Below are 24,011 nucleotides of genomic sequence, written 5' to 3'. Positions count from 1 at the left end.
CAGGTGGGCATCCTCGACGACAAGGTCGCCATCGTGACGGGCGGCGGCAGGGGGCTGGGCCGGGCGCACTGTCTGGCGCTCGCCGAGGCCGGCGCGACCGTGGTGGTGAACGACCTCGGCGCCGGCGTGCACGGGGAACAGACCGGCGACTCCCCCGCCGACGAGGTCGTCGCCGAGATCACCAAGCTCGGCGGACAGGCGGTCGCCAACCACTCCTCGGTGACGGACTGGTCGGCCACCGAGACCATGGTCGCGGACACCGTCGCGGAGTTCGGACGCCTCGACATCGTCGTGAACAACGCGGGGATCGTGCGCGACCGCATGCTGTTCTCGATGACCGAGGCCGAGTTCGACACCGTGATCGCGGTCCATCTCAAGGGCACGTTCGCGCTCACCCGGCACGCGTGCGCGTACTGGCGCGAGGCGTCGAAGCGCGGTGAGCGCGTCACCGGCCGCGTGATCAACACGACGTCGGGAACCGGTCTGTTCGGCAATCAGGGGCAGTCCAACTACGGTGCCGCGAAGGCCGGAATCGCCGGTCTCACGGTCCTGACCGCTCTGGAGATGCGCAAGTACGGCGTCACCGCGAACGCCATCTCGCCGATCGCGGCGACCCGGATGACGGACGGACTGGACGTCGGCGCCTCCCTCCAGGCCGTGGAGGGCTTCGACCCGCGTGACCCCGCCAACGCCTCGGGGGTCGTCGTCTACCTGGCCTCCGACAGCGCGGCCTGGCTCACCGGCCAGGTCCTGCGCATCGAGGGCGACCGGCTGAACCGGCTCCAGGGCTGGACCGTCGCCGCGGTCCATCCCAGCCGGTCGGGAGGGGCCCTCACGTACGACGAACTCGTGGACGCCGTCCCGCAGTTGTACGGTGCCGTCCCCGCCGGACGGGCCACAGGGGTCGGCCAGTGAAGGAGCGGGGCCACGACATCGCCGCGCTCGTCCTGCGCGCGACGCTCGGCCCGATGCTCTTCGCGCACGGCTGGAACAAGGTCGCCGGGCCGGGCGGACTGAAGGGCACGGCGGGCTGGTTCGAGGCGCTCGGTCTGCGGCCCGCCGAGGTGCACGCACGGATGGCGGCCGGGACCGAGATGGCGGCCGGCGTGGGGATCGCGCTCGGCGCGGCCGGCCCCCTCCCGGCGGCGGCCGCCGTCGGGCTGATGACCGTGGCGGCCCGCACCGACCATCGCGGCAAGGGCTTCTTCGTCTTCAAGGGCGGCTGGGAGTACGTCGGTGTCGTGGGCGGCGCGGCTGTGGCCCTCGCGGCACTGGGCCCCGGCAGGTACTCGCTGGACGGAGTGCTGCGCCGCCAACGGGCGGGCGCGGGGCCCGCGTTGCTGGCCGTGGGCATCGGCACGGCGAGCGCCGCGGCGCTGCTGGCCGCGTGCTACCGGCCGGAGCGCAAGCCGGACGAGACAGAAACAGATAACCAAGGGCAATAAGGGAGTCGACATGGACGCTGCTGACTTCAGCGCGGTGCTGTCCGAGGTCCGGCGCTTCGTGCGCGAGCGCGTCGTGCCGGTCGAGGCGGAGATCGACGAGAAGGACGAGATGCCCGCGGAGATCCGCGAGGCGGCCAAGAAGATGGGCCTGTTCGGGTTCGCGCTGCCCGAGGAGTACGGCGGGCTGGGCCTGTCGATGTACGAGGAGGCCCAGTTGATGTTCGAGCTGGGATACACCACCCCGTCCCTGCGCTCGATGTTCGGGACCAACAACGGCATCGCCGGGCACGTCCTGATGGTCGGGGGCACGGAGGAACAGAAGGCGGAGTGGCTGCCGAGGATCGCCTCGGGCGACGTCCTGGCGTCGTTCGCGCTCACCGAGGCGGAGGCGGGTTCCGATCCCTCGACCCTGACCACGAGGGCACACCTGGACGGCGAGGACTGGGTGATCAACGGTGCCAAGCGGTACATCACCAACGCCCCGCTCGCCGATGTCTTCATGGTCTTCGCCCGCACCGACCCCGACGCCCCGCGCACCCGTGGCATCTCGACGTTCCTGGTCCCGGCCGGCACCCCGGGCCTCACCGTGGCTCCCAAGGACCACAAGATGGGCCAGTTCGGCGCCTGGACGGCGGACGTGTACTTCGACGACGTCCGCGTGCCGGCGTCCGCGCTCGTCGGCGGCGAGGCCGGTCTGAACCGGGGCTTCGGCACGGCGATGGGCTGTATCGCGCACGGCCGGGTGCACATCTCGTCCCTGTGCGTGGGCATGGCCGAGCGGCTGGTCGACGAGTCCGTGGAGTACGCCCGCACCCGCCGCCAGTCCGGGAAGCTCATCGGCTCCTTCCAACTCGTCCAGGGGCTGATCGCCGACTCCATGACCGACTACTACGCCGGACGCGCCACGGTCCTGGAGGCGGCCCGCGCGTTCGACGCCGGAACGGACACCAAGATCGGCCCGTCCTGCACGAAGTACTTCGCCAGCGAGATGGTGTGGCGGGTCGCGGACCGCGCGGTCCAGGTCCATGGCGGGGCGGGCTACATGCGCGGGGTCGCCGTCGAACGCTTCTACCGCGACGCCCGGCTCTTCCGCATCTACGAGGGCACGAGCCAGATCCAGCAGGTCATCATCGCGAAGGCGCTGCTGGGCGAGGCCGCCCGGGGCTGACCGGCAGCGACGACGAAGGCCCCGGGGACAGCCCCGGGGCCTTCGTCGTCGTGCCCTTCCCGGCTCAGATCCCGAGCCGGTCCAGCAGCCGCTCGTGGTAGACCGCAGGACCGCCGAAGAGCAGTTGCGAGGACTTGGCCCGCCGGAAGTAGAGATGGGCAGGGTGTTCCCAGGTGAAGCCGATGCCGCCGTGGACCTGGATGTTCTCCATCGCCGCGAACATGTACGCCCGTGAGCAGCAGGCGTGTGCCACGGCCGCGGCGACGGGGAACTCCGCGGAGCCCTCGTCGGCCAGTCGCGCCGCCTCCCTGGACGCGGCCTCGGCCAGCTCCACCTGGACGAGCATGTCCGCGCACTTGTGCTTGACCGCCTGGAAGGAGCCGATCGGCCGGCCGAACTGGTGCCGGGTGCGGGCGTGTTCGGCGCTCGCCTCCAGACACCGGCGGGCCCCGCCCGACTGCTCGGCGGCGAGTGCGATCGACGCGATGTCGAGGACCTTGGCCATGGTGAGCCCGGCTCGTCCGTCCGCGCCGACGAGCGTCGCGGGCACCGCGTCGAAGGTCAGGCGTGCCATCGCCCGGGTCGCGTCGAGGGTCTCCATCGGTTCGGCCGCGAGGCCGGGGGCGTCCCGGTCGACGGCGAAGAGCGAGGGACCGGCGACGGTACGGGCGACGACCAGGACCAGATCGGCGGTGGTGCCGTCGATGACGAAGGACTTACGTCCGCTGAGCTTCCAGCCGCCCTCCCCGTCCGGCACCGCGCGCGCGGAGATGAGGGCGGGGTCCCAGGACCCGCTGTCCTCGGACACCGCGAGTGCGGCCGTCGTCGTGCCGGCCGCGATGCCGGGGAGGTGATGTGCGCAGGCATCGCGGTCACCGGAGGCGAGCAGTGCCTGGGCCGCGAGGACGACCGTCGCGAAGAAGGGTGCGCACAGCAGGGCGCGGCCCATCTCCTCCAGTACGACGCCGAGTTCGACCAGTCCGAAGCCGTCACCGCCGTACTCCTCCGGGATCACCAGGCCCGGCAGCCGCAGTTGTTCGGAGGCCTGCGCCCACACGGCCGGGTCGAAGCGCGGCTCGCTCTCCATGAGCTTGCGCACGGCTTCCTCGGGTGACTTGGCGTCGAGGAACTCTCGTACGGATGCCCGCAGTTCGCGGAGTTCACTGTCGTCGGCGGTCATGACCGCACCTCCTTGGGCAGTCCGAGCACGCGTTCCGCGAGGATGTTCTTCATGATCTCCTCGGTGCCGCCGAGAATGCGCAACGCCGGGGTGGCCAGGAGGAGTTCGGACCAGGCGTACGTTCCCCACTGCCCGGTGTCGGCGATGATCCGGGGTCCGAGCGCATCGGAGACGAAGTGTGCGGCGCGGGTGAGGTTCTGGGCGTACATCAGCTTCGAGACGGACCTCTCGGGACCCGGTGTGCCGCCGGCACGCAGACCGCGCAGGGCACGGGAGTTGAGATGCCCGGTCGCCAGGACGTCCACCAGGAGTTCCGCGAGCCGGGCGCGCAGGGCGCGGTCGTCCCAGGTCCAGGTGGCGCGCATCAGGGCAGAGAGATGGTCGGGGGAAAGGGCGGCGGCGACCGGTCCCGCGCCCTCGCTGCCGACGGTGGCGCGCTCGTTCATCAGGGTGGTCAGGGCGACGCTCCAGCCGCCGTCGACCTCGCCGAGCCGGTGGTCGTCGGGGATGCGGACGTCGGTGAGGAAGACCTCGTTGAAGTCCGCGCCGCCGGTCATCTGCCGCAGCGGCCGGACCTCGACGCCCGGGGCGTCCATCGGGACCAGGAAGGCCGTGATCCCGCGGTGCTTGGGCGCGTCCGGGTTCGTGCGGGTGAGGGCGAGCCCGATCTGGCTGTGCTGGGCGACCGAGGTCCACACCTTCTGGCCGTTGAGCACCCAGTGGTCGCCCTCGCGCACCGCCTTGGTGGCCACGCTCGCCAGGTCGGAGCCCGCGCCGGGTTCGCTGAACAGCTGGCAGGCGATGGCGTCCCCGCGGTACATCGCGGGCAACCACCGCTCCTTGATGTGCGGTTGGGCGTGGGCGAGGATCGTCGGTCCGATCATGCCGAGGCCGATGACGCTGAGCACTCCGGTGTCGGCGACGTCGTACTCGGACTCGACGGCGTCGTAGAGCAGGTCGTGGACCGGGGTCAGGCCCCGGCCGCCGTACTCGACCGGGCCGGTGATCCAGCCGAAGCCGTTCTCGTGGCGGACGCGCTGCCAGTCGCGCGCCTTTTGCACGTGCTCGCGTTCCGCCTCGGGCGGGAGGCTGCTGAAGTACGCCATCGAGTCGTCGCCCTCGCCCCAGACGGGGGCGGTGCGGTCGGGGGCCTTCGGCGCGTGGGCGTCGAGGAAGGCGCGTGCCTCGGCCGCGAGGTCCTGCATGTCGTCTGCCATGTCCGCTCTGCCCTCAGGTGCTCAGGATGGTGACCGCCGAGACGCCCGGCGCGCCGTACAGGTGGGTGTAGCCGACGCGGGGTGTGCCGGGGATCTGCCGGTCGCCGGCCGTGCCACGGAGCTGGTGGACGATCTCGTGGATCTGGCGCAGTCCGGACGCGCCGATCGGTTCGCCGTTGCCGAGCAGTCCGCCGTCGGTGTTGACCGGGAGCCGGCCGCCGATCTCGGTGGTGCCCTCGGCGATGAGGCGTTCCTGCTCGCCGTCCTTGCAGAGGCCGTTCTCCGCCATGTGGATGATCTCCGATCCGGCGTCGGTGTCCTGGAGTTGGGCGACGTCGACGTCCTCGGGACCGATGCCCGCGCGTTCGTAGGCCTCCCGCGAGGCGTCCACGGTCGGGCTCACGACGATCTCCCCGACCGGGAAGGACGGGCTCTGCACCTCGAAGGCACCGAGCCGACGGCTGCGCAGGGCGGTGGACCGGATCCGTACGGGCTGCCCGGTGTACTTGTGGGCCTGGTCGGCCCGGCACAGCACGAGGGCCGCGGCACCCTCGTCCGGGCCGCAGTACATGAACTGGCGGAGGGGATAGTTGAGGACCGGCGAGGCGAGGATCTCCGCCACGGACAACGGAGTTCGGCGCCAGGCTTTCTCGTTCCGGGCCGCGTTGCCGAAGTTCTTGGCCGCCACGCGCGCCAGCGTCTCGTGCGAGATGCCGTGGTCGTGCATATAGCGGTTGATCTTCATGCCGAAGAAGTGGGTGGTGAGGAAGAGGCCGGTCTGTCCGTACCAGGAGGGGATGCCGGCCACGGACGGGTCGGCGGCGAACGCGCCGCGTGGGTGCTTGTCGAGGCCGATCGCGATGGCCAGGTCGTGCTCGCCGGTCTCGATGGCGCGGGCCGCCAGTGCCACCGCCGTACCGGCCGTGGCACATCCGTTGAACACCCCGCGCAGGGGTACGCCGGTCAGGCCGAGCCGGGAGACGATCGCGTCGGGGTTGGCGACCTCGTAGCTGCCGATGTAACCACCCTGTATGTGCGGCCAGTTGACGCCCGCGTCGGCGAGCGCGAGCCGTACCGCGTCCGCACCCATGTCCAGTGCGGACTTCCCGGGGAACCGGCCGAAGGGGTGGAGCCCCGCGCCGATGATGACGGCCTCGGTCACGGTGTCTCCTCCTCGACGGGGGCGAACGCGAACGTCATGACCTCGGTGCCGTCGTCCTGGACGGTGTAGGGCACGAGGGTCAGCCGCATGTCCTGCCCGAGCCTGAGCTTGTCCGGGTCGGGTTCGGTGAGCCGGGCCTCGACGAGCAGTTCACCGGGGAGTTCGATGTACCCGACCGCGTACGGCTCGAAGGCCTCGGGGCCGTCGTAGGGCGGGGAGGGCGGGCGGAAGTCCTGGGTGGTGTACGTCCAGAGCGTCCCGCGCTCCGACAGCAGCCGTTCCTTGGAGTCCGTGCTCGCGCAGCGGACGCAGTCCGGGGCGGCCGGGAAGCTCACCAGGCCGCAGGCCGCGCACTCGGAGCCGATGAGGCGGAGGGGGGTGCTCTCGTCGGGCGGCCAGGTGAACAGGCCCTCCGCCACGGGTATTTGAGTGCTCGTCATGTTCCTCACGCCCCGTTCCTGTTGCCGAGTGCGTCGGCGTTCGGAGCCGCCTTGGCCACCAGGTTCGGGACGACCGAGGTCAGTTCCTCGGGTGTCCAGCGCGACTCCGCGCTCGCGCCGGGTCCGTTGACCCAGCCCTCCAGGACCGTGACGCGGTTGCCGACCACGCCGAAGACCCGGCCGGTGACCTCGCGCGAGGCGGCCGAGCCGAGCCACACCACGAGCGGCGAGATGGCTTCGGGGGTGAGGTCCTGGGCCTCGGCCGCCCGTTTCATCATCTCGATGTCCTCGGTCAGCCGGGTGAGAGCGGTGGGCGCGATGGCGTTCACCGTCACGCCGTAGCGGGCGAGTTCGGCGGCGGCGATGACGGTGAGGCTCGCGATGGCGGCCTTGGCCGAGCCGTAGTTCGACTGGCCGGGGTTGCCGAAGATGCCGGACGGGGAGGTCGTGTTGATGATCCGGGCGTCGTTGTCGTGGCCGGACTTGGCACGCTCGCGCCAGTACGCGGCGGCGTGGTGCAGGGTGGCGAAGCTGCCCTTGAGGTGGACGGCGATCACGCTGTCCCAGTCCCGCTCGGTCATCGACACGATCATCCGGTCCCGCAGGATGCCGGCGTTGTTGACCAGGACGTCCAGACCTCCGTAGGTGTCCACGGCCTGCCGGACGAGCCGGCCGGCGCCGTCCCAGGCGGAGATGTCGTCCGTGTTGGCCACCGCCTCGCCGCCCGCCGCGACGATCTCGTCGACCACGGCCTGGGCGGGCCCGGCCGAGGCGCCGCCTCCGTCGCGCCCGCCGCCCAGGTCGTTGACCACGACCTTCGCCCCGTGCGCGGCGAACGCCAGGGCATGGGCCCGGCCGATGCCGTTCCCGGCACCGGTGACGACCACGACCCGGCCGTCGACCACTCCTGCGGACATTCTCAACTCCTCGCTGACAGTGACTGGTTGGCCTCGGCGAACAGGACCCGTGGGTCCTCGCTGCCACAGGCGCAGCGGCCGGTGAGCACGTCTCCGGCGATGCCGAGCGGGGTCTCCGGCAGCGGTGAGACGCGCTCCTCCCCCGCCGCCACGGACAGCTGTCCGTCCCGCACGCCGACCCGCCACTCGGCCGCGTTGACATGCGCGCCGCCGCGCTCGGGGCACTCCAGGGCGAGGGCCGGTCCCACGGTCGCGATCACCGAGGCGGTCACGCCCACCCCGCGCAGCACCGGTACGGCGGCGGGCCGGGCCAGCACGAGCGGCGTCGTCCGGAACATCTCCCCGAGGTCGGCCGCGCCGGCGAGTCCCTCCAGGGTCTCCGCCGAGAGGCCGATGACCGCGTGCGGGGCGAGTTCGCGATGGAAGACCGCGGTCCGCCGGTGGTCCCAGCCCATCGCCTCCGCGATGCCGTACGGCACCTTCAGCGCGCGCAGGGCGCCGATCACGGCGTGGCCCCAGAAACCCTCGAAGCCGGAGGTGGTCAGCAACGCCCGTTGTCCTGCGGTCAGTCCGTGCTCCCGGAGGCGGGCGGTGACCCAGGCGGTGTCGCGGGCGAGTTCCGCCCAGGTCAGTTCCATGTCCCGGCTGCCGTCGGGGGTGGGGAAGCGCACGAGGTAGGCGAGTGGGGGCCGGTCCAGGGTCCGGGCGCGGGCGAGGGTGTCGGCGCGGGCCATCAACTCTTCACCACCCGGGGGAACTTGGCGACGCTGGTCATGGTCTTCAACAGGTCCTCCTCGGTGCGCATGTCGAGCACCGGCTTGACGCCGGTCCGCTCCCGCACGGCCTCGCTCAGGCGTCCGGCCAGGGCGTCGACGTCCCCGGTGAGACGGGGGTCGTAGCCGACGCGCAGTCGTAGTTCGTCGACCTCGCGGCGGTCGCGGACGATCTGGAAGACGCCGGCGACGGTCTCCGGCTGGTCCTCGACCGCCTGCCAGATGTCACGCAGGACCACGGAACGTCCGTGGACCAGCGTCTCGTCGCCGCGCCTCCCGGCGACCCACATCCGGGCGTGGGTGCGTCCGCAGCCGCAGCGGTCGCGGGACAGCCGGACGAGGTCCTCGCTGCGGTAACGGATCAGTGGCGCGGCCCGGTTGTCCAGGTCGGTGGCGACGAGTTCGCCCAGGTCGCCCTCGGCCGCGTCGCGCCAGCCGTGCTCGTCGACCTCGACGCACTCGGCGAAGACGGTGTCCTCCCAGAGGTGGAAGCCGTCGTGTTCGCGGCACTCCCACGCGGTGCCGGTGTCGGCGGCGCTGGTGTACTCGTAGACGTCGATGCCCCAGTCGTCGCGGATCCGCTCGCGCATCTTGCGGCTGAGCGGCTGCCCGGCGCAGGAGGCTCCCTTGAGGGAGGAGAAGGCCTCCTTGAGGTCGGTCGTGGCGGCCAGGTGCTCCAGCTCGACCATCTGCGGATACATCATCTGGAGGTAGGCCGGGCGGTAGGTGCGCAGGGCCTCGATCACCTCGTCCATCCTGCCGAGCCAGGTGTCCACCTCGATGACGACCGCGCCGAGCGCCTGGTAGCCGGGGTCCATCAGGTTGCGGAAGGTGCCGGGCGGGCTCAACACCCGGTCTCCGGGCCTGAGGCCGAGTTCCCACAGGTCACGCACCTGTGCGGTGACCAGGGGCGGCGCGCCCTCCCAGATCTCCGCGAAGAACTCCGGGTCACCGGTGGTGCCCGAGCTGGAGGAGACGGAGGTCAGCTCCTCGGTCGGGACGCAGAGCAGCCCGCCGAAGGGGTCGCCGGTGCGGGCCCGGTAAGCGCGCACCATGTCCTTCGTGATGAACGGGATCCGCGCCCGGAAGTCGTCCAGCGAGCGGACCTCGCGCGGGTGGACCCCGTGCTCGTCCCAGAGCTGCCGGTAGAAGGCGGAGTGGGCGTAGGCGTACTCGACGAGTTCCACCACCCGCTCTTCCTGTCCGGCCCGCAGCCGGTCCCGGGCCATGGTCTCCACCTGTGGCTCGAAGTACCTGTCCCCGGTGTCCGTGTGCCCGGCCATGGCGCCTCCTCGCGGCTCAGCTGCCCAGATCTTCCAGCTATCAGCGCAATCAGTCAACCAATTCGACGGATTAGCGGGGAAGTCTCGCGCTTGCTCGATCTATATAGTTAACTATTAGCACTCATTAGACCTCGGAGGGCATCGTGGACATCCTCGGGAGAGCATCGTGAAGATCGTTGTCTGTGTGAAGCACGTGCCCGACGCCACGGCGGACCGCACCTTCACCGAGGACGGCACCACCGACCGCGCGTCGGTCGACTCGCTGCTGTCCGAACTCGACGAGTACGCCGTCGAACAGGCCCTGCGGATCGCCGAGTCGGGATCCGATGTCCAGGTCTCCTACCTCACCGTCGGTCCCGACGACGCGAAGGACGCCCTGCGCAAGGCCCTCGCCATGGGCGGGGACTCGGCGCTCCACGTGGCCGACGAGGACATCGAGGGCAGCGACGTGTTCGCCACCTCGCTCGTCCTGGCCCGGGCGATCGAGCGCCACGGTTTTGATCTCGTGCTGTGCGGGATGGCTTCGACGGACGGCGGCTCGGCGGTCGTCCCGGCGCTGCTGGCGGAGCGGCTCGGCGTCCCGGCCGTCACTCACATCGAGGAACTGACCGTCGAGGACGGCACGGTGACCGGCCGCCGTGAAGGCGACTCCGCGACCGAGCGCGTCCAGGGCACCCTGCCGGCCGTCGTGTCGGTGACCGACCGTTCCGGCGACGCCCGGTACCCCTCCTTCAAGGGGATCATGGCCGCCAAGAAGAAGCCCCTGGAGACCCTCGGCCTCGCCGACCTCGGCATCGACGCCGGACAGGTCGGCCGCACGGCCGCGAGGTCGGCGGTGGACACCGCCACCAGGCGTCCGCCGCGCACCAAGGGAGAACTCGTCTCCGACGACGGGACGGGCGGCGTCGGGCTGGCCGCGTTCCTCACCGCCAAGAAGTTCGCCTGACCCACCCAAGGGAGCACAGCACCGTGGCCGAGATCCTCGTACTCGTCGATCACACCGCCGGCGTCGTCCGCAAGCCGACCCTCGAACTCCTCACCCTGGCACGCCGGTTGGGCGAGCCGACGGCCGTCCTCCTCGGCCCGGGCGCGGACACCGCGACCGAGGTCCTGGGCCGGTTCGGCGCGCACAAGGTGTACCTCGTCGACGCGCCGGAGGTCGAGGAGTTCCTCGTCACCCCGGCCGTCGACGCCCTCGCCCAGATCGCCGAAGGCACCGCCCCGGCGGCGATCCTGCTGCCCTCGGGACCGGACGGCAAGGAGATCGCCGCACGACTCGCGCTCCGGCTCGGGTCGGGGCTGGTCACGGACGCCGTGGACATCACGGTGGGCGCGGACGGCCGCCCGGTCACCGAGCAGTCCGCGTTCGCGGCGACCTACCGGGTGACGGCCCAGATCACCCGGGGCACCCCGGTGATCACGGTGAAGCCGAACGCCGTCGCACCCGAACCCTCTCCCGTCACACCGGAGTTGGAGAAGCGGGACATCACCTTCGGCCCCGTCTCCACCGCCGTCAGGGTCCTGTCCCGCACGCCCCGCGAGCGCGGGGACCGTCCCGAGCTGACCGAGGCGGACATCGTCGTCTCCGGCGGCCGGGGTGTGAACGGCGCCGAGAACTTCGCGCTCATCGAGCGCGTCGCCGACACCCTGGGCGCGGCCGTCGGGGCGTCCCGGGCCGCCGTCGACGCGGGCTGGTACCCGCACAGCCACCAGGTCGGCCAGACCGGCACCCAGGTCTCCCCGCAGCTCTACCTCGCCGCCGGGATCTCCGGGGCGATCCAGCACCGCGCGGGCATGCAGACCTCCAAGACCATCGTCGCCGTCAACAAGGACGCGGACGCCCCGATCTTCGAACTCGCCGACTACGGCGTCGTAGGGGATCTCTTCCAGGTGCTTCCGCAGCTGGCGGAGGAGATCGAGCGGCGTCGGAGCTGATCTCCACCCCGCCCGGCCTTCCAACCGGCAACCGATACCACTAAACTCGCTAACTGATTGCATCTATTGACCCGAAGGAGCGTCATGACGAAGATCTGGGTCAACTCCGGGGACTCCCATGTGATGGAACCCGACGATCTGTGGGTCCAGGCGCTGCCGCCGCGCCTCGCCGACCGGGCGCCGCGCAGTGAGCGCGGTGACAAGTACGAGGTGCTGTACATCGACGGCGAGCGCATCGACCGCCAGCTCAACGACTTCATGGACGCCATGCGACCGCCGGGCGCCCGTGACCTCCACGTCCGGCTGAAGGACCTGGACCAGGAGGGCGTCTGGGGTCAACTGGCCTTCCCCTCCATGGGGTTCTGGCTGGTGTCGATCACCGACCGGGAACTCGCCCGGGAGACCGTGCGGGCCTGGAACGACTGGGCGCACTCCGAGGTCCTCGGGAAGCAGAAGCGCATCATCACTCCCGCCTGTGTGTCGACCGCCGACGTCGAGGACGCGGTCGCCGAGGTCGAGCGGGTGGCGGAGATGGGCTTCCAGTCGGTGTTCCTGCCGTGCCAGACCCGGCCGGGCGAGGAGTACGCCCTGGACCGCTGGGAACCGCTGTGGACGGCGGCCGAACGGGCCGGACTGGTGCTGGGCTTCCACATCGGCACGGGCGGCGAGAACGTCGTCTTCCGCGGGCCCGGCGGCGCGGTCGTCAACTACATGGAGACCACCTATCCGGGCATGCGCGTCGTGTCCCACATGGTCGCGGGCGGTGCCCTGGACCGCCACCCCGACCTGAAGATCCTCATCGCGGAGGGCGGCGCGGGCTGGGTGCCGGCCATCGGCGACCGGATGGACGAGGCCTACCGGCAGCACGGCATGTTCGTGCGCCCCAAGCTCAGCCGGCTGCCCAGCGAGATCATCAGGCAGCAGGTGTACGCCTCCTTCCAGCACGACAAGAGCTCGGTGGAGATCGTCGAGTCGACCGGCTACCGCAACGTGATGTGGGGCGACGACTACCCCCACCTCGAGGGCACCTACGGCCACACCCAGTCCACCCTGCACGAGCTGTTCGACGGCGTGCCCGCCGACATCCGCGAGCGCGTAACCCGCGGCACCTTCGACGAACTGTTCCACCTGCCCGAGCAGAGTCCTCAGGAGGCGGCCGTCTGAGCGGCGACACCCCGATGAGCAGTCCGCCGTATCCCGAGGATCTGGAACGACCGGGCCTCGTGCGCACCGGCCGGTCGACCTTCGTCCGGCCCGTGCGGCCGGAGGACGCCGACCGCCTGGTCGCGTTCGTCGGCGGCCTGTCCCGGGCGACCCTGGCCTATCGCTCGCTCGGTCCGGTGGTCCGCGCCCGCGACGACGTGATCCGGCGCGGCGCGCACGTGGACTACCTCAACGAACTGGCGCTGGTCGCGCTGGCCGGTGACGAGATCGCCGGTCTGGTGCGCTATGTCCGCGATCCCGAGGAGCCGGAACACGCGGAGGTCACCTTCACCATCCGCGACGACCACCAGAGCGAGGGATTCGGCAGGCTGCTCCTGGAGCACATCGCCGCTGCCGCCCGGGCCCGGGGCATCCGGGTCCTGGAGGCCGACGTCCTCGCCGACAACACCCGCATGATCAACGTGTTCCTCGGCTCCGGCTACCGCGTCGAGTCCGGGCCGCCGGGCCAGATCGTCCACTTCGAGATCGCCGTCGACCCGCAGGCCCAGGCCGTCGCCCGCGCCGAACGTCGCGAGCACACGGCCGTACGGCGCTCCCTGCGACCGCTCCTCGAACCCGGCTCGGTCGCGGTGGTCGGCGCCAATCGCAGCCCCCTGACGATCGGCCACGAGATCGTGGCCAACCTGCTGCGGGGCGGTTTCCGCGGCACGGTGTTCCCCGTCAATCCGCGAGCGGACCAGGTCGCCGGGGTCCGCGCGTACCCGAGCGTCCGCGAGCTGCCCGAGGTACCGGACCTGGCGCTGGTCGCCGTACGGGCCGAGGCGGTCCCCGATGTCGTACGGGAGTGTGCGACGGCCGGCGTCAAGGCCGTGGTCGTGGTCTCAACCGGCTTCGGGGAGACGGGAGTCGAAGGCCGGGCGACCGAGCTGGAGCTGGCCCGCTTCGCCCGCGCCTCCGGGATGCGGCTGGTGGGCCCGAACTGCATGGGCGTGGTCAACACGACGCCCGCGGCCCGGCTGGCCGCGACCTTCTCCCCCGCACTGCCGACGCCGGGCCGGGTCGCGATGTCCAGCCAGTCCGGACCGCTCGGACTCGCGGTGCTCGACTTCGCCCGGAGACTGCGGCTGGGCTTCTCCGGGTTCGTGTCGGTGGGCCACGCCGTGGACGTCTCGACCAACGACCTGCTCCAGTGGTGGGAGGAGGATCCCGAGACCTCGGTGATCCTGCTGCACGTCGAGACCTTCGGCAACCCGCGCCGGTTCGCCCGCGTCGCCCGCCGGGTCGCCCCGCGCAAGCCGATCGTCGCGGTGCACCCGGGCCACGCGGACGCGGCCGTCGGTTCGCTCTTCGCCCAGTCCGGCGTCATCCGTACCCGCAGCCTCCAGGAACTCTTCGACGTCGCGCTCCTGCTCGCGCATCAGCCACCCCCGCCGGGCAACCGCGTCGCCGTGATCACCAACGCGGGCGGTCCCGCCGCCCTGACCGTCGGCGCGTGCGACGCGAGCGGACTGCGGGTGCCCCAACTCGCCCCGCACACAAGGGAGTCACTCCGTACGGCCCTCTCGCCCCGTGCGGACGTCACCAACCCGGTGGACCTCACCCCCATGGCCACCGCCGCGCACTACCGGCAGGCGCTGGACGCCGTACTGGCCGACGACGACATCGACGCGGCCGTGGTCCTCTTCATGCCCCCGCTCGCCGACAAGCCCGACGAGGTGGCCGCGGCGATCCTCGACGCGGCCGAGGCCGCACCCTCGAAGACGGTGGTCGCGAGTTTCCTGGGCGGCGCGGGCGTCGCCGATCTCCTGCACCGGGGCCAACTCGTCGTACCGACCTACGCGTTCCCCGAGTCCGCGGCCACCTCGCTCGGTCACGCCGCCGCCTACCAGACCTGGCGCGGCACCCCGGCGGGCGTCATACCGGACCTCGCGGGCGTCGACACCGAACGGGCCCGCGCACTGGTCGCCGACCGCGCTCCCGGACCCGTGCCGGCCCGGATCGCCGCCGAGTTGCTGGACGCGTACGGCATCTCCGTGCAGGACGCGGACTCCCGGGGCCCGGACGCGTTCCTCTCCGTGGGCGCGGACCCGGTGTTCGGCCCGGTGATCGCGTTCGGTCTCACGGGCGACTACGCCGACCTGATGGCGGACGTCGCCCACCGCGTCACCCCGCTCAGCGACCGCGACGCCCGGGAGATGGTCCGCTCGCTGCGGGCCGCTCCGCTCCTCGACGGCCGGGTGGGCGGCCCCGGGGTGGACCTGAGAGCCCTCGAAGACACCGTGCTGCGGATCTCCGCGATGGTCGAGGACCTGCCCGAGATCGAGTCGATGGATCTGCGTCCGGTACGGCTGCTGCCGCCCGGGGACGGCGTCGCCGTCGCCCGCGCGACGATCCGACTCGCCGACGACACAAGGAGAGGTGGCCCCTCATGAAGGTCGGCATCTATTTCGACATGCGCAACCCCCCGCCCTGGCAACAGAGTTGGGCCCGCGTCTACGGTTTCACCCTGGAGATGTGCGAGGAGGCGGACCGGCTCGGCATCGACTCGGTCTGGTTCTCCGAACACCACGGCTTCGAGGACGGATACCTCCCGCAGCCGCTCACCATGGCCGCCGCCGTCGCGGCCCGCACCCGCCGGATCCGGCTGGGCACCGCGGTCATCCCCGCGCCCCTGCACGCGGCCCCCGAGATCGCCGAACAGGCCGCGATCGTCGACATCATCAGCGACGGCCGCCTGGACCTCGGGCTCGGCACCGGCTACCGCGTACCCGAATACCGCCTCTACGGCGGCGACCTGGCCAAGCGGTACTCCACGACGGACCAGCGGGTGCGGGAGATCCGGGGCCTGTGGTCCGAGTCCCTGGTCACCCCCGGCCCGGTCCAGGACCCGTTGCCGATCTGGCTCGGCTACCAGGGCCCGCAGGGAGCGCGCCGGGCCGGACGGCTGGGCACGGGACTGCTGTCCCTCAACCCCGCGCTGCTGGCGCCGTACCGGGACGGGCTCGCCGAGAGCGGCTACGACGTGTCGGCGGCGCGGATGCAGGGCTCGTTCACCACGTTCGTCACCGAGGACCCCGACGGCGACTGGCCGGTGGTCCGCAAGCACCTGAGCTACCAGTGGGACAGCTATCGCCGGTACATGGTCGAGGGGACCGACCAGCCGGCCCCCCGCCCCATCGACCCCGAGAAGTGGCGGGAGACGGGACTGCGGGCGACCGGTGTCGGTCAGTTCCTGTACGGCACCCCGCAGGACATCGCCGAGGCCATCAGGGCGTACGTGGCGGGGTTGCCGGTGGAAGGGGTGTTCCTGTGGGCCTCGCTGGCCGGGATGCCCGAGGAGATGGTGGCACGCCAAGTCCAGCTGATCGCCGGAAAGTTGCGCCCGCTGCTCGCCGATGTCTGACCCGCATGCCTGATGCATGCGTCTGATCCATGCGTCTGATCCGAGGAGAAGCAGCGTGACGAGTACGACTGGTGGGGCGAGGACGCCGACGGGGCCCTGGGCGGGTGCGGACTTCCAGGAGCCGCCCCGCACCCCGGGCGGTGTGGCGCTGTGCGGTGCGTGCCGCGTCGCGGGTTCCTGCCGACTGGGTGTCGAGGGCGAACGACTCGACGCCGACGGCGTGGCGGTGTTCGAACTCGCCTGCCCCCGCGACCAGGAGGGTGGCCCGAATGTGGCGCACGGCGGTTGGACGGCGGCCGTACTGGACGACTGCCTGGGTCATCTCCCGCTGCTGCACCGGGTGTTGAGCGTCACGGCGGAACTGAGCGTGAGCTTCGTCAAGCCCGTACCGGTGCAACGGCCGCTGGAGGTCCGGGCGTGGGTCGAGCGGCGGGAGGGCCGGCGTTGGTACATCGCCGGCGAGATGGTGCTGCTGCCGACCCGGGCCGTGCTGGCCCGGGTCTCCGGGATCTGGGTGACCCGCGACCAGGGCCACTTCGCGCGGCACGAGGCGTGGCTGGCGGAGCAAGAGACTCCGGGTGGGGGTCAGTAGGACCGCAGCCCCATGCTCCGCGCGATCCCGTTGCGCTGGATCTGGCTGGTTCCGCCGGAGATCGTGGCCACGATCGACTCCCGGTAGCGGAAGCTCATCACGCTCTCGGTCGAGAAGCCGTGCCCGGCGCAGACCTGCATCCCGAGCCGGGCGGCCGCCACATATGTCTCGGACCCCTTGAGCTTGGCCATCGAGCCCTCCCGTGTGCACGGTCTGCCCTGCGCGAGCAGCCAGGCCGCGCGGTACGCGAGCAGTCGGGCGGAGTCGATCTCGGTCTGCAGGTCGGCCATGGCGTGGGCGAGGGCCTGGAAGTTGCCGATCGGACGGCCGAAGGCGTGCCGGGTGCGGGAGTACTCCAGCATCTCGTCCAGGGTGGCCTGCGCGGCGCCCAGATATCCCCCGGTGATGATCACCTTCTCCAGTTCGATGTTGGAGAGCATGACCTTCCAGCCCTCGTCGCGCGGGCCGACGAGGTTCTCCTTCGGGATCAGGGCGTCGTTGAAGAAGACCTCGTTGGTGCCGAGGATGTGCCGGGCCAGCGTCGGCGTCCGGCGCACCTCGACGCCCTCCGTGGCGGGATCGACGAGCAACAGGCTGATGCCGCCGTGCTTGGGCTCGCGAGGGCCGGTACGCACGTAGGTCGCGATGGTCGTGTCGGGCAGTCCGCCGCCGGTGCACCACGCCTTCTGGCCCCGGACGAGGAACTGGTCCCCATGCTCCTCGGCGGTGGTGCGCAGGGCGGCGGCGTCGGATCCGCTGTCCGGCTCGCTGAGGCCGACGGCGAGCCGGTGGCGCCCGGTCATCACCTGCTCGCGGATGAAGTCGCGCTGTGCCTCGTCGCCCCACCGGAAGACGGTGATCCCCGGGATGAGCACCCCGATGTAGCACATGGCGACGTCGAAACTGGACCGCCCCAACTCCTCGGCGATCAGGATGAGTTCGAGCGGACTGCCGCCGTCACCGCCCTCCTCCTCACTGAACGGGAGGGAGAACCACCCCAGATCGGCCATGCCACGGAACAGTTCGGGCGGTACGACGCCCTCCTCGTCCCACCACTTGGCCTTCTCGGCCGGACACACGTCGGCGACGAACTGCCGTGCCGTCGCGCGCAACAGGTCCTGCTCGTCGGTCAGCCCGAAGTCCACGGCCACTCCTCGACAGCACTAGGCTATTCATCTAGCTAATTATTCTATGTTAGCGGATAGAGCGGCCCGGCTGGAATACGGCTGACGCCCCCACGGCCGGTCCTCGGGGCCCGGAAGGCGGCGCCCGCCTGAGGGGAACATGAGAATTTGTGTGATCCCCGCTCGTCCGGGCAGACGACGCGGTTATGAGCACCCTCCAACGGAGCACGGCAGAAGAGGCCACGGAGCAGCGCCCTGAAGTTGATGCGGCGCCGCCGCACGTCCCCTTGTCCGCGGGGCGGGGCAGAGGCGCCGGACGGGGCTTCGCGTCGGCCCTGCGCGGTGGTGGCCGGGTGGGGGGACTGGACGGCCTGCGGGCGATCGCGGTGGTGCTGGTGATCGTCTACCACGTGGAGCCGGACCTGGTGCCCGGCGGCTCGGTGGGCGTGGACGTGTTCTTCACGATCAGCGGTTTCGTCATCACGCGGCTGCTGGTGCGCGAGTACGCCCGTACCGGCGGCATCGGCCTGTGGTCGTTCTACCGGCGGCGGTGGCTGCGGCTGATGCCGGCCCTGCTGGTGATGTGCGCGGTCACCGCCCTGCTGTCCGTGGTGTTCGCGCTGCCGCTGTTCCGCGGGGCGTGGATGGCGGCGGCGCTGGCCGCGGGGTCGGTGGTGAATCTCGTCCGGGCCGGGGACTCCGGCACGTACTCGGATCTCACCGCGCCGCTCAGCCACACCTGGTCCCTGGGGGTGGAGGAGCAGTTCTATCTCGCCTGGCCGCTCCTGCTGCTCGCCCTGCTGCGGTACGCGAGGACGCGCGCGGTGCTGGCCTGTGTCGCGGTGCTGTGCGTCCTGCCGGTGATCTGGCGGACGGTGCTCTGGGATCCCTCGGCCGCGCACCGCATCTACAACGGCCCCGACACCCGCGCCGACCAGCTCCTCATCGGCGCGCTGCTGGCCCTCGTCCTGGCCCGGCTGCGCGCCGACGACCCCCGGCTGGCGTCAATGCGCCGCTGGGCCGGACGACTCTGCCCGCCCGCGCTCGCACTGCTGGGGCTGATCGCCTGGCAGATCCCGATCACCGAGGTCAGCGGGTGGAACCCGGTCTGGTACACGGTCGGATTCCTGATCGCCGCCGTACTGACGGCCTGCGTGGTGGCCGCCCTCGAACTGTGCCCCGAGTCCTGGCCCTCGCGTCTGCTGTCACTGTCCACGCCGGTCTGGATCGGACGCAACCTCAGCTACGGCATGTACTTGTGGCACTACCCGGTCATCCGGCTGCTGCACGATCTCGGTGTGCGGGGCGACCTGTTGCTCCCCGCCGGCCTCGCGGCCACGCTCGCCGCGGCCCTCGCCTCGTACGCCCTCGTCGAACGGCCCCTGGCCCGCCGCGCCCGGCACCGAGTGCGCCGACTGGAGCCGGTCGTCGTGCCGGAACGCGCACGGGCTCTCTGAGCCATCCCCAACGGGACGCGGGTCACGCCATGTTCGCCCCGTTGTCCGGTGCCGCGCTCGCGCGACACCGGACAACATTCCTGCGTAAGGCGTCAGTTGCCACGCTGCTCGCTCACGAAACTGTGCTCACCCGGGCCGAGGCCCGACACGGTGACCGTGCCGTCGACCACACTCACGTCCCGGGTCGCCGCGCGACGCCCGTCCCAGAGCGTCCGCTTGCCGACGCTCACGCGTTGCCCGCGCGCGTCGCCGGGGAAGGCGACCGAACCTTGAGTGTGCCCGGGCACATGGACGGTGAGGCGGAAGACGCGGTCGCCGTTCTCCCACTCGACACCCAAGGGGCCGTGCGGGGTGGGAAGTTGGCCCGTGGCCCAGTCGACACCGGCGGGCTGCGGACGCACCTCCCACGTGGCGTATCCGGGCGAAGTCGGCCGGGCTCCCAGCAGGTTATGGGTGAGGGCCGGCAGGACACCGGTGGACCAGCCATGGGCCATGCTGGTGTAGGCACCCTCGTAAAGAGAACCGCCCGGGCCGATGCCTTCCCAGTTGGTGATGCCGGGGTCGTTCTGGTCCATCCAGCCGTATGTACGGCGGATCTGGTCCAGAGCCGACTCGGCCCGACCGGCCAGGAAGCGGGCCTCGATCTCCGGGTAGGAGGTGAAGGCGTAGACCCGCTGGGAGGCCTGGTCGAAGATGGTGTCGTTGTCCATGAAGGCGTTCCCGTACGGCCGTTTCGTGGTCGCGTCGAGATGGGCGAGCGCCGATGCGGCGCGGTCCGCGTCGGCGATGCCGGTGACGACGGCCAGCGCGTTGCCGTCCTGCGCGTGCCGTACCGCGCCCGTCGAGGAGTCCAGGAAGGCGCCCGAACCGGCGTCCCACAGAAGTGAGTTGACGGCCTGCGCGACCGTGTCGGCGCGCGTGTTCCACCGCGTGGCGTCGGCCTGCTGCCCCAGCAGGCGGGCCAACTGGGCGGCGTTCTGGAGGGCTTGGACGTAGAGCGCGTTGTAGTAGGTGACGCGTCCGGTGCGGCCGAGGAAGGCGTAGTCGCCGTATCCGCCGGTGCCGTTGAGGCCCTTGCTGACCAGGCCCGCGTCGTCCGTGACGCTCGGGTACCAGGTGTCCAGGACCTTCAGCAGGGTGGGGTAGTAGCGCGTCGCGTACGCGCGGTCCCCGGTGTAGAGGACGTAGTCCCAGCTGCAAGTGACCCAGTACAGCGGATAGTCGAAGAGAGGCAGGGTGTAGTTGCCGATGGAGGCGGGCGGTATCCAGCCGTCGGCGCGCTGGTGGTCGGCGAGGTCGGCCAGGACGTTGCGGGCCGCCGCGGCGGCGTCGTCGTGGGTCAGGTAGAGGGTGCGCGCCGAGACGGCGAGGTCGCCGACGTACGGGTCGCGGTCGCGCTTGGCACCGTCCTGGAGGATAAACTTCCCCTCCAGCGTGGCGCTCCACGCGTTGCGGGGGTCGACGTCGTCCTGACGGAAGGTGTCGGTGACGAGTTCGTTGGTGTACGCGGCGCCGTACCAGTAACGATTCAACTCGTCGTCGGAGCACAGGAACCAGCCGCGGTAGGTGCTCGGTGTGCCCACGTACGCGGTGAACTGAAGCGCCACGGAGTCGATTTCCACCGTCCCCCAGGGCTGCGCGGCGGGGCTGTCCGAGGCGAGCGCGTCGAGGCTGATCTTGAGGTAGCGGAATCCGTGCAGGCCGTCCGCGAAGACCTTGTCACCGGCCTGGAAGCCTTTGTGGTCGGTCCAGTTGGCGCCCTTCGCGGGGACGGCGAACTGGTCCGTGCCCCCTCCGGCGCCGCCCGCCTGGTCGGCGCGGGTGAAGTCCGAGCGGTCGGTGAGGAATTGACGGGTCTCGGAGAACGCGACGCGTACGCCCGGGGAGTTGGCGGAGGCGGAGGTGAACCGGATCTGCGGATATCCGACCACGACCTTGCCGAAGTCCACGGTGACACTCGGTACCGGGATCGGCTCGACCGGCGCGGGCCAGACCTCGTTGACCCGGGTGAAGTTCCCGTGCGAGGTGTCCTGCGCGTTCGTCACGGTGATCCGTACGCGATCGGTGTCGGCCTTGTCCGCGAACGGAACGGCCTTCTGCACCGCGCTGTTGCCCGCGACCGTGGCGGCGGTGTGCCAGTCGCCGTCGCGCCACACGTCGACGGTGTAGTCGGTCGGCACGCCGTCGCTGTTGGAGATCATGGTGATGCCCGACAAGGACGTGACCTGCGGCAGCGTGACGGTGAGGACGTCGGGGAACACGCCCAGCGTGTCGTCGTTCCAGAAGGTGTCCGGGTCGCCGTCGATCGCGTTGGAGGCGTCGTAGGTGCGCGGCTGTCCGTCGTTGCCGTTGTTGCCCGCGTGGGACGAGGAGGCCTCGGCGGTGGTGCCGGCGGGCCAGGTCGGTGCCGCCACGGGCTGCGGGCGCCGCAGGACGGATCTGGTTCCGCCGGGCCTGAGCAGCGCGTCGGGGTTCTTCACGTCCCCGCTCGACGAGGTGATCCACACCGGGCGGACCGTACGCGAGGACGGGCCCTGGACGTAGCGGTGCCAGCCGCCGGGACGACGGGTCGGGCTGCCGGAAAGGGAGGCGGAGGCCTGCTCGGCGGGGACCGCGGCCGCCGAGGGGAGTGCGGTGGAGAGGGACATCGCGGTGAGTCCGACGGTGCTCGCGGCGGCCAGAGCTGTGCGACGGGAAATGCCTTTGTCCGGTGTGCTGTTCGAGGCCATGCTGTCCCCTTGCGCGGCAGTGGATTGAATCGTTTCAGTCGGCAGCTGCGTGGTGACGGTATCTCGAACACCGGATGCCCGTACAGCGTCGGGACAGAAGTTGTCGGGGCGTCGTCCGCCGATCGGGCCTGCGGCAGGAGGGCACGGAAGTGGTGACACGAGTGACTGTTCCCGGCCGTCGCGACGGCCGGGAAGCGACTGCCGTCGTGGTGGTCAGGACGTTGACGGATCGCTGACCGGTCGCTGACAGAATCTTCATACGGGGACGGCACGTTGAGGCCATGTCATCCTCCATCCCTCCCCTCCGCCACGGCGTCGTGGGCCCCCTGCTGACCGTCGCGGCCTCGGGTGCGACCCTCGTCCTGCTCGCCGCCTGCGATGGCGCGGGCGGCACCCGCGACGAAGGTGTGGCCTCCATCGCCAGTCCCTCCGCGAGCGTCGCCCGCACGACGGCCGCCCCGGACGCCGGGCACGTACGGATCCGTCTCGACGACGATCAGGACGACGTCAACAGGCTCTGGGACGCCTGGACACACTGCCTGACCGAGCATGGACTGCCCAAGGGCCAGAAGGCCGTGGACAGCAACCCCGCGGTCAAGGCGTGCGTGTCGAAGTACCCGCTCCAGCCGGTGGAAATGGACCCGGCGAGGAATCCGCGCTACAGCGACGGGGTGCGGGCGATGGTCAAGTGCATGAACGCCCACGGGATCAAGAGTGTTGTCTCCGAAGGGAATTGGGCCATGGCCAGCGGCGACAGCATGAACCTGCCCGACTACGACAAGTACAAGGTCGAGTGCCAGGTCAAGTCCTTCGAGAACGACGCCTGACCGGCACGGAAACAGCACGTGGGCGAGCCCGCGCCCCGCACGGCCCGTACGACTTTGGTCGCACGTGGACGAGACGAACGGATGCTGTGCGCGCGGACCATGGTGCATACCGTGGCCGCGTGAACGCGAAGACGATGGCCCTCGGCGTCCGGAACCGACTGAGCACGGTACGCATGTGGTCCCGAAGGCAGATCGTCGGCGAGTCGGTGCTGGCCGTCGTCCTGGCCCTGGGCATGGCAGCGAGCCAGACGGCCGAGGGCCCCCTGTGGATGACCGTCGCGGCACTGGCGGCCGCGGTGCTCTCTCCACTGCGACGGATCTTCCCGGCGGGCGTCCTGGTCGCCACCGGCGCGATCGGCGGTCTGCTCAGCGGTTTCGGGATCGCACTGCTGGTGATGAGCTGGTCGGCGGGGGCGAGGAACGGGCCCGGCTGGTCGGCGGCATGGTGAACGCGGGGTCCGTGGCGGACGGCGGGTTCCGCGTCGCGGGCGTGCTGCCGTACGGTCCGCGGTCGCCGCGCGCCGCGGAGAGCGGAGGCGCTCAGCACGCGGGAACTCGACGTGCTCGCGCTGCTCGGCGAGGGCTTGTCGAACGCCGACGCGGGCGAGCGGATCCATGTGAGCGAGGCGACGGTGAAGACGTACGTCAGCCGGATCCTGACGAAGCTCAGGTGCGAGAACCGGGTGCAGGCGGCGCTGTTGGCGCGGGACGCGGGGCTGGGGCCGGGCTGCGGGGTGTGATCGACGAAGTCGTCGGTGAGCGACGAGACGATCTTCGCGAAGTTCCAACTGTGGCCCACCGCCTGCCGTTTCGGGCGCGGTCACCGCATCCGTGTACGAAGGGATGTCCCGGAGAACCATTCCGGGCGTCCCTTACGACCTCAGGCGGATGTGGCGCAAGCGGTCGGCGGCTTCAATGGCGCACATGCCCAGCGAAGTCGAATGCCCCCGGTGTCATCACACCTTCGACTCCGGCGAGGTCCGCCCGGTCGATCCCGGTGTGGTGCGCTGGTTGACCGAGGAGCTGACCTGGTCCGGCCAGGAGCCCACCGAGCGCATGTACGCGAGCTGTCCGTACTCGGCCGGCGACACTCCCGTCTCCCGGCAACGCTTCATCCAGGACCTGGCCCACCGGGGCGTGCCGGAGACACGGGACGCCGACGCGATCTGCTTCCTGGTCAGAAAGTGACGGCGGG

At 70.9% G+C, this 24,011-nt stretch carries 22 protein-coding genes and 1 pseudogene; 14 read left to right on the top strand and 9 right to left on the bottom strand.

From position 1 onward, the window contains the following. Positions 1-3 precede the first annotated feature (3 nt). From JHN63_RS01290 to JHN63_RS01280, 3 genes are read left to right on the top strand one after another with little or no spacing between them, the layout of a single operon-like run. On the top strand, positions 4-915 hold the full coding sequence (locus JHN63_RS01290) for an SDR family NAD(P)-dependent oxidoreductase (RefSeq protein WP_200676752.1): 912 nt from the start codon (positions 4-6) through the stop codon (positions 913-915). Then, the gene (locus tag JHN63_RS01285; RefSeq protein ID WP_200676751.1) at positions 912-1,445 is read left to right on the top strand and encodes a DoxX family protein; all 534 of its coding nucleotides are present in this window, start codon (positions 912-914) and stop codon (positions 1,443-1,445) included. The genes JHN63_RS01290 and JHN63_RS01285 overlap by 4 nt, the downstream gene beginning before the upstream one ends. Before the next feature lie 10 nt (positions 1,446-1,455). Next, positions 1,456-2,613 carry an acyl-CoA dehydrogenase family protein gene (locus tag JHN63_RS01280; RefSeq protein ID WP_200676750.1) on the top strand — a complete coding sequence of 386 codons (1,158 nt, stop codon included), beginning with the start codon at positions 1,456-1,458 and terminating at the stop codon, positions 2,611-2,613. A 64-nt stretch (positions 2,614-2,677) separates the two neighbouring features. Here JHN63_RS01280 and JHN63_RS01275 read toward each other — a convergent pair whose 3' ends face one another. Genes JHN63_RS01275 through JHN63_RS01245 form a run of 7 tightly spaced genes read right to left on the bottom strand, consistent with a single transcriptional unit; the run spans position 2,678 to position 9,585 of the window. Further along, positions 2,678-3,793, bottom strand: a complete 1,116-nt coding sequence (locus JHN63_RS01275; protein WP_200676749.1) for an acyl-CoA dehydrogenase family protein — start codon at positions 3,791-3,793, stop codon at positions 2,678-2,680. After that, complete coding sequence (locus JHN63_RS01270; protein ID WP_200676748.1) at positions 3,790-5,010, bottom strand: acyl-CoA dehydrogenase family protein; 1,221 nt, start codon at positions 5,008-5,010, stop codon at positions 3,790-3,792. The genes JHN63_RS01275 and JHN63_RS01270 overlap by 4 nt, the downstream gene beginning before the upstream one ends. Positions 5,011-5,023: 13 nt before the next feature. Further along, positions 5,024-6,172 carry a thiolase family protein gene (locus JHN63_RS54180; RefSeq protein WP_200676747.1) on the bottom strand — a complete coding sequence of 383 codons (1,149 nt, stop codon included), beginning with the start codon at positions 6,170-6,172 and terminating at the stop codon, positions 5,024-5,026. Continuing rightward, positions 6,169-6,612 (bottom strand): Zn-ribbon domain-containing OB-fold protein, encoded by a 444-nt coding sequence (locus JHN63_RS01260; protein WP_200676746.1) that lies wholly within the window; start codon positions 6,610-6,612, stop codon positions 6,169-6,171. The genes JHN63_RS54180 and JHN63_RS01260 overlap by 4 nt, the downstream gene beginning before the upstream one ends. A 5-nt stretch (positions 6,613-6,617) precedes the next feature. Then, positions 6,618-7,529 (bottom strand): SDR family oxidoreductase, encoded by a 912-nt coding sequence (locus tag JHN63_RS01255; RefSeq protein WP_200676745.1) that lies wholly within the window; start codon positions 7,527-7,529, stop codon positions 6,618-6,620. Positions 7,530-7,531: 2 nt separating this feature from the next. After that, a complete protein-coding gene (locus tag JHN63_RS01250; protein ID WP_200676744.1) occupies positions 7,532-8,263 on the bottom strand; it encodes a hypothetical protein in 732 nt (243 codons plus the stop codon). Then, on the bottom strand, positions 8,263-9,585 hold the full coding sequence (locus JHN63_RS01245; protein WP_200676743.1) for a phenylacetate--CoA ligase family protein: 1,323 nt from the start codon (positions 9,583-9,585) through the stop codon (positions 8,263-8,265). The genes JHN63_RS01250 and JHN63_RS01245 overlap by 1 nt, the downstream gene beginning before the upstream one ends. A 184-nt stretch (positions 9,586-9,769) precedes the next feature. Here JHN63_RS01245 and JHN63_RS01240 point away from each other — a divergent pair, with 184 nt between their 5' ends. The 6 genes from JHN63_RS01240 to JHN63_RS01215 all read left to right on the top strand — a co-directional run bounded on the left by JHN63_RS01240 (position 9,770) and on the right by JHN63_RS01215 (position 16,679). Further along, a complete protein-coding gene (locus tag JHN63_RS01240) occupies positions 9,770-10,531 on the top strand; it encodes an electron transfer flavoprotein subunit beta (RefSeq protein WP_374222881.1) in 762 nt (253 codons plus the stop codon). A gap of 23 nt (positions 10,532-10,554) precedes the next feature. After that, the gene (locus JHN63_RS01235; RefSeq protein WP_200676741.1) at positions 10,555-11,520 is read left to right on the top strand and encodes an electron transfer flavoprotein subunit alpha/FixB family protein; all 966 of its coding nucleotides are present in this window, start codon (positions 10,555-10,557) and stop codon (positions 11,518-11,520) included. An 84-nt stretch (positions 11,521-11,604) separates the two neighbouring features. Next, positions 11,605-12,684 (top strand): amidohydrolase family protein, encoded by a 1,080-nt coding sequence (locus tag JHN63_RS01230; RefSeq protein WP_200676740.1) that lies wholly within the window; start codon positions 11,605-11,607, stop codon positions 12,682-12,684. Between the two features lie 14 nt (positions 12,685-12,698). Beyond that, positions 12,699-15,116: a GNAT family N-acetyltransferase gene (locus JHN63_RS01225; RefSeq protein WP_200676739.1), complete on the top strand. Its 2,418-nt coding sequence runs from the start codon at positions 12,699-12,701 to the stop codon at positions 15,114-15,116. Then, positions 15,113-16,087: an LLM class flavin-dependent oxidoreductase gene (locus tag JHN63_RS01220; RefSeq protein ID WP_200676738.1), complete on the top strand. Its 975-nt coding sequence runs from the start codon at positions 15,113-15,115 to the stop codon at positions 16,085-16,087. Before JHN63_RS01225 ends, JHN63_RS01220 begins: the two co-directional genes overlap by 4 nt. A 55-nt stretch (positions 16,088-16,142) precedes the next feature. Further along, positions 16,143-16,679, top strand: coding sequence for a PaaI family thioesterase (locus tag JHN63_RS01215; protein WP_307781781.1), 537 nt, complete (start codon positions 16,143-16,145; stop codon positions 16,677-16,679). Here the strand turns inward: JHN63_RS01215 and JHN63_RS01210 are convergent. Next, a complete protein-coding gene (locus JHN63_RS01210; protein ID WP_200676737.1) occupies positions 16,673-17,824 on the bottom strand; it encodes an acyl-CoA dehydrogenase family protein in 1,152 nt (383 codons plus the stop codon). The genes JHN63_RS01215 and JHN63_RS01210 overlap by 7 nt on opposite strands. 185 nt (positions 17,825-18,009) lie before the next feature. Here JHN63_RS01210 and JHN63_RS01205 point away from each other — a divergent pair, with 185 nt between their 5' ends. Continuing rightward, a complete protein-coding gene (locus tag JHN63_RS01205; protein WP_200676736.1) occupies positions 18,010-19,260 on the top strand; it encodes an acyltransferase in 1,251 nt (416 codons plus the stop codon). A 92-nt stretch (positions 19,261-19,352) separates the two neighbouring features. Here JHN63_RS01205 and JHN63_RS01200 read toward each other — a convergent pair whose 3' ends face one another. Further along, complete coding sequence (locus JHN63_RS01200) at positions 19,353-21,989, bottom strand: alpha-L-rhamnosidase C-terminal domain-containing protein (protein WP_200676735.1); 2,637 nt, start codon at positions 21,987-21,989, stop codon at positions 19,353-19,355. A 281-nt stretch (positions 21,990-22,270) separates the two neighbouring features. Between JHN63_RS01200 and JHN63_RS01195 the strand changes: the two genes are divergently transcribed. The 4 genes and pseudogenes from JHN63_RS01195 to JHN63_RS01180 all read left to right on the top strand — a co-directional run bounded on the left by JHN63_RS01195 (position 22,271) and on the right by JHN63_RS01180 (position 24,004). Then, complete coding sequence (locus JHN63_RS01195; RefSeq protein ID WP_200676734.1) at positions 22,271-22,816, top strand: hypothetical protein; 546 nt, start codon at positions 22,271-22,273, stop codon at positions 22,814-22,816. 119 nt (positions 22,817-22,935) lie between these two features. After that, on the top strand, positions 22,936-23,265 hold the full coding sequence (locus tag JHN63_RS01190; RefSeq protein WP_200676733.1) for a hypothetical protein: 330 nt from the start codon (positions 22,936-22,938) through the stop codon (positions 23,263-23,265). Between the two features lie 51 nt (positions 23,266-23,316). Continuing rightward, positions 23,317-23,556 (top strand): annotated as a pseudogene (locus JHN63_RS01185) (response regulator transcription factor); the annotation flags it as partial. 184 nt (positions 23,557-23,740) lie between these two features. Next, positions 23,741-24,004, top strand: coding sequence for a hypothetical protein (locus tag JHN63_RS01180; protein WP_200676732.1), 264 nt, complete (start codon positions 23,741-23,743; stop codon positions 24,002-24,004). Positions 24,005-24,011: the final 7 nt, after the last annotated feature.

The organism is Streptomyces sp. MBT65 (assembly GCF_016612545.1).
Classification (GTDB): domain Bacteria; phylum Actinomycetota; class Actinomycetes; order Streptomycetales; family Streptomycetaceae; genus Streptomyces.
This window is presented reverse-complemented; position numbering and strand designations above follow the sequence as displayed.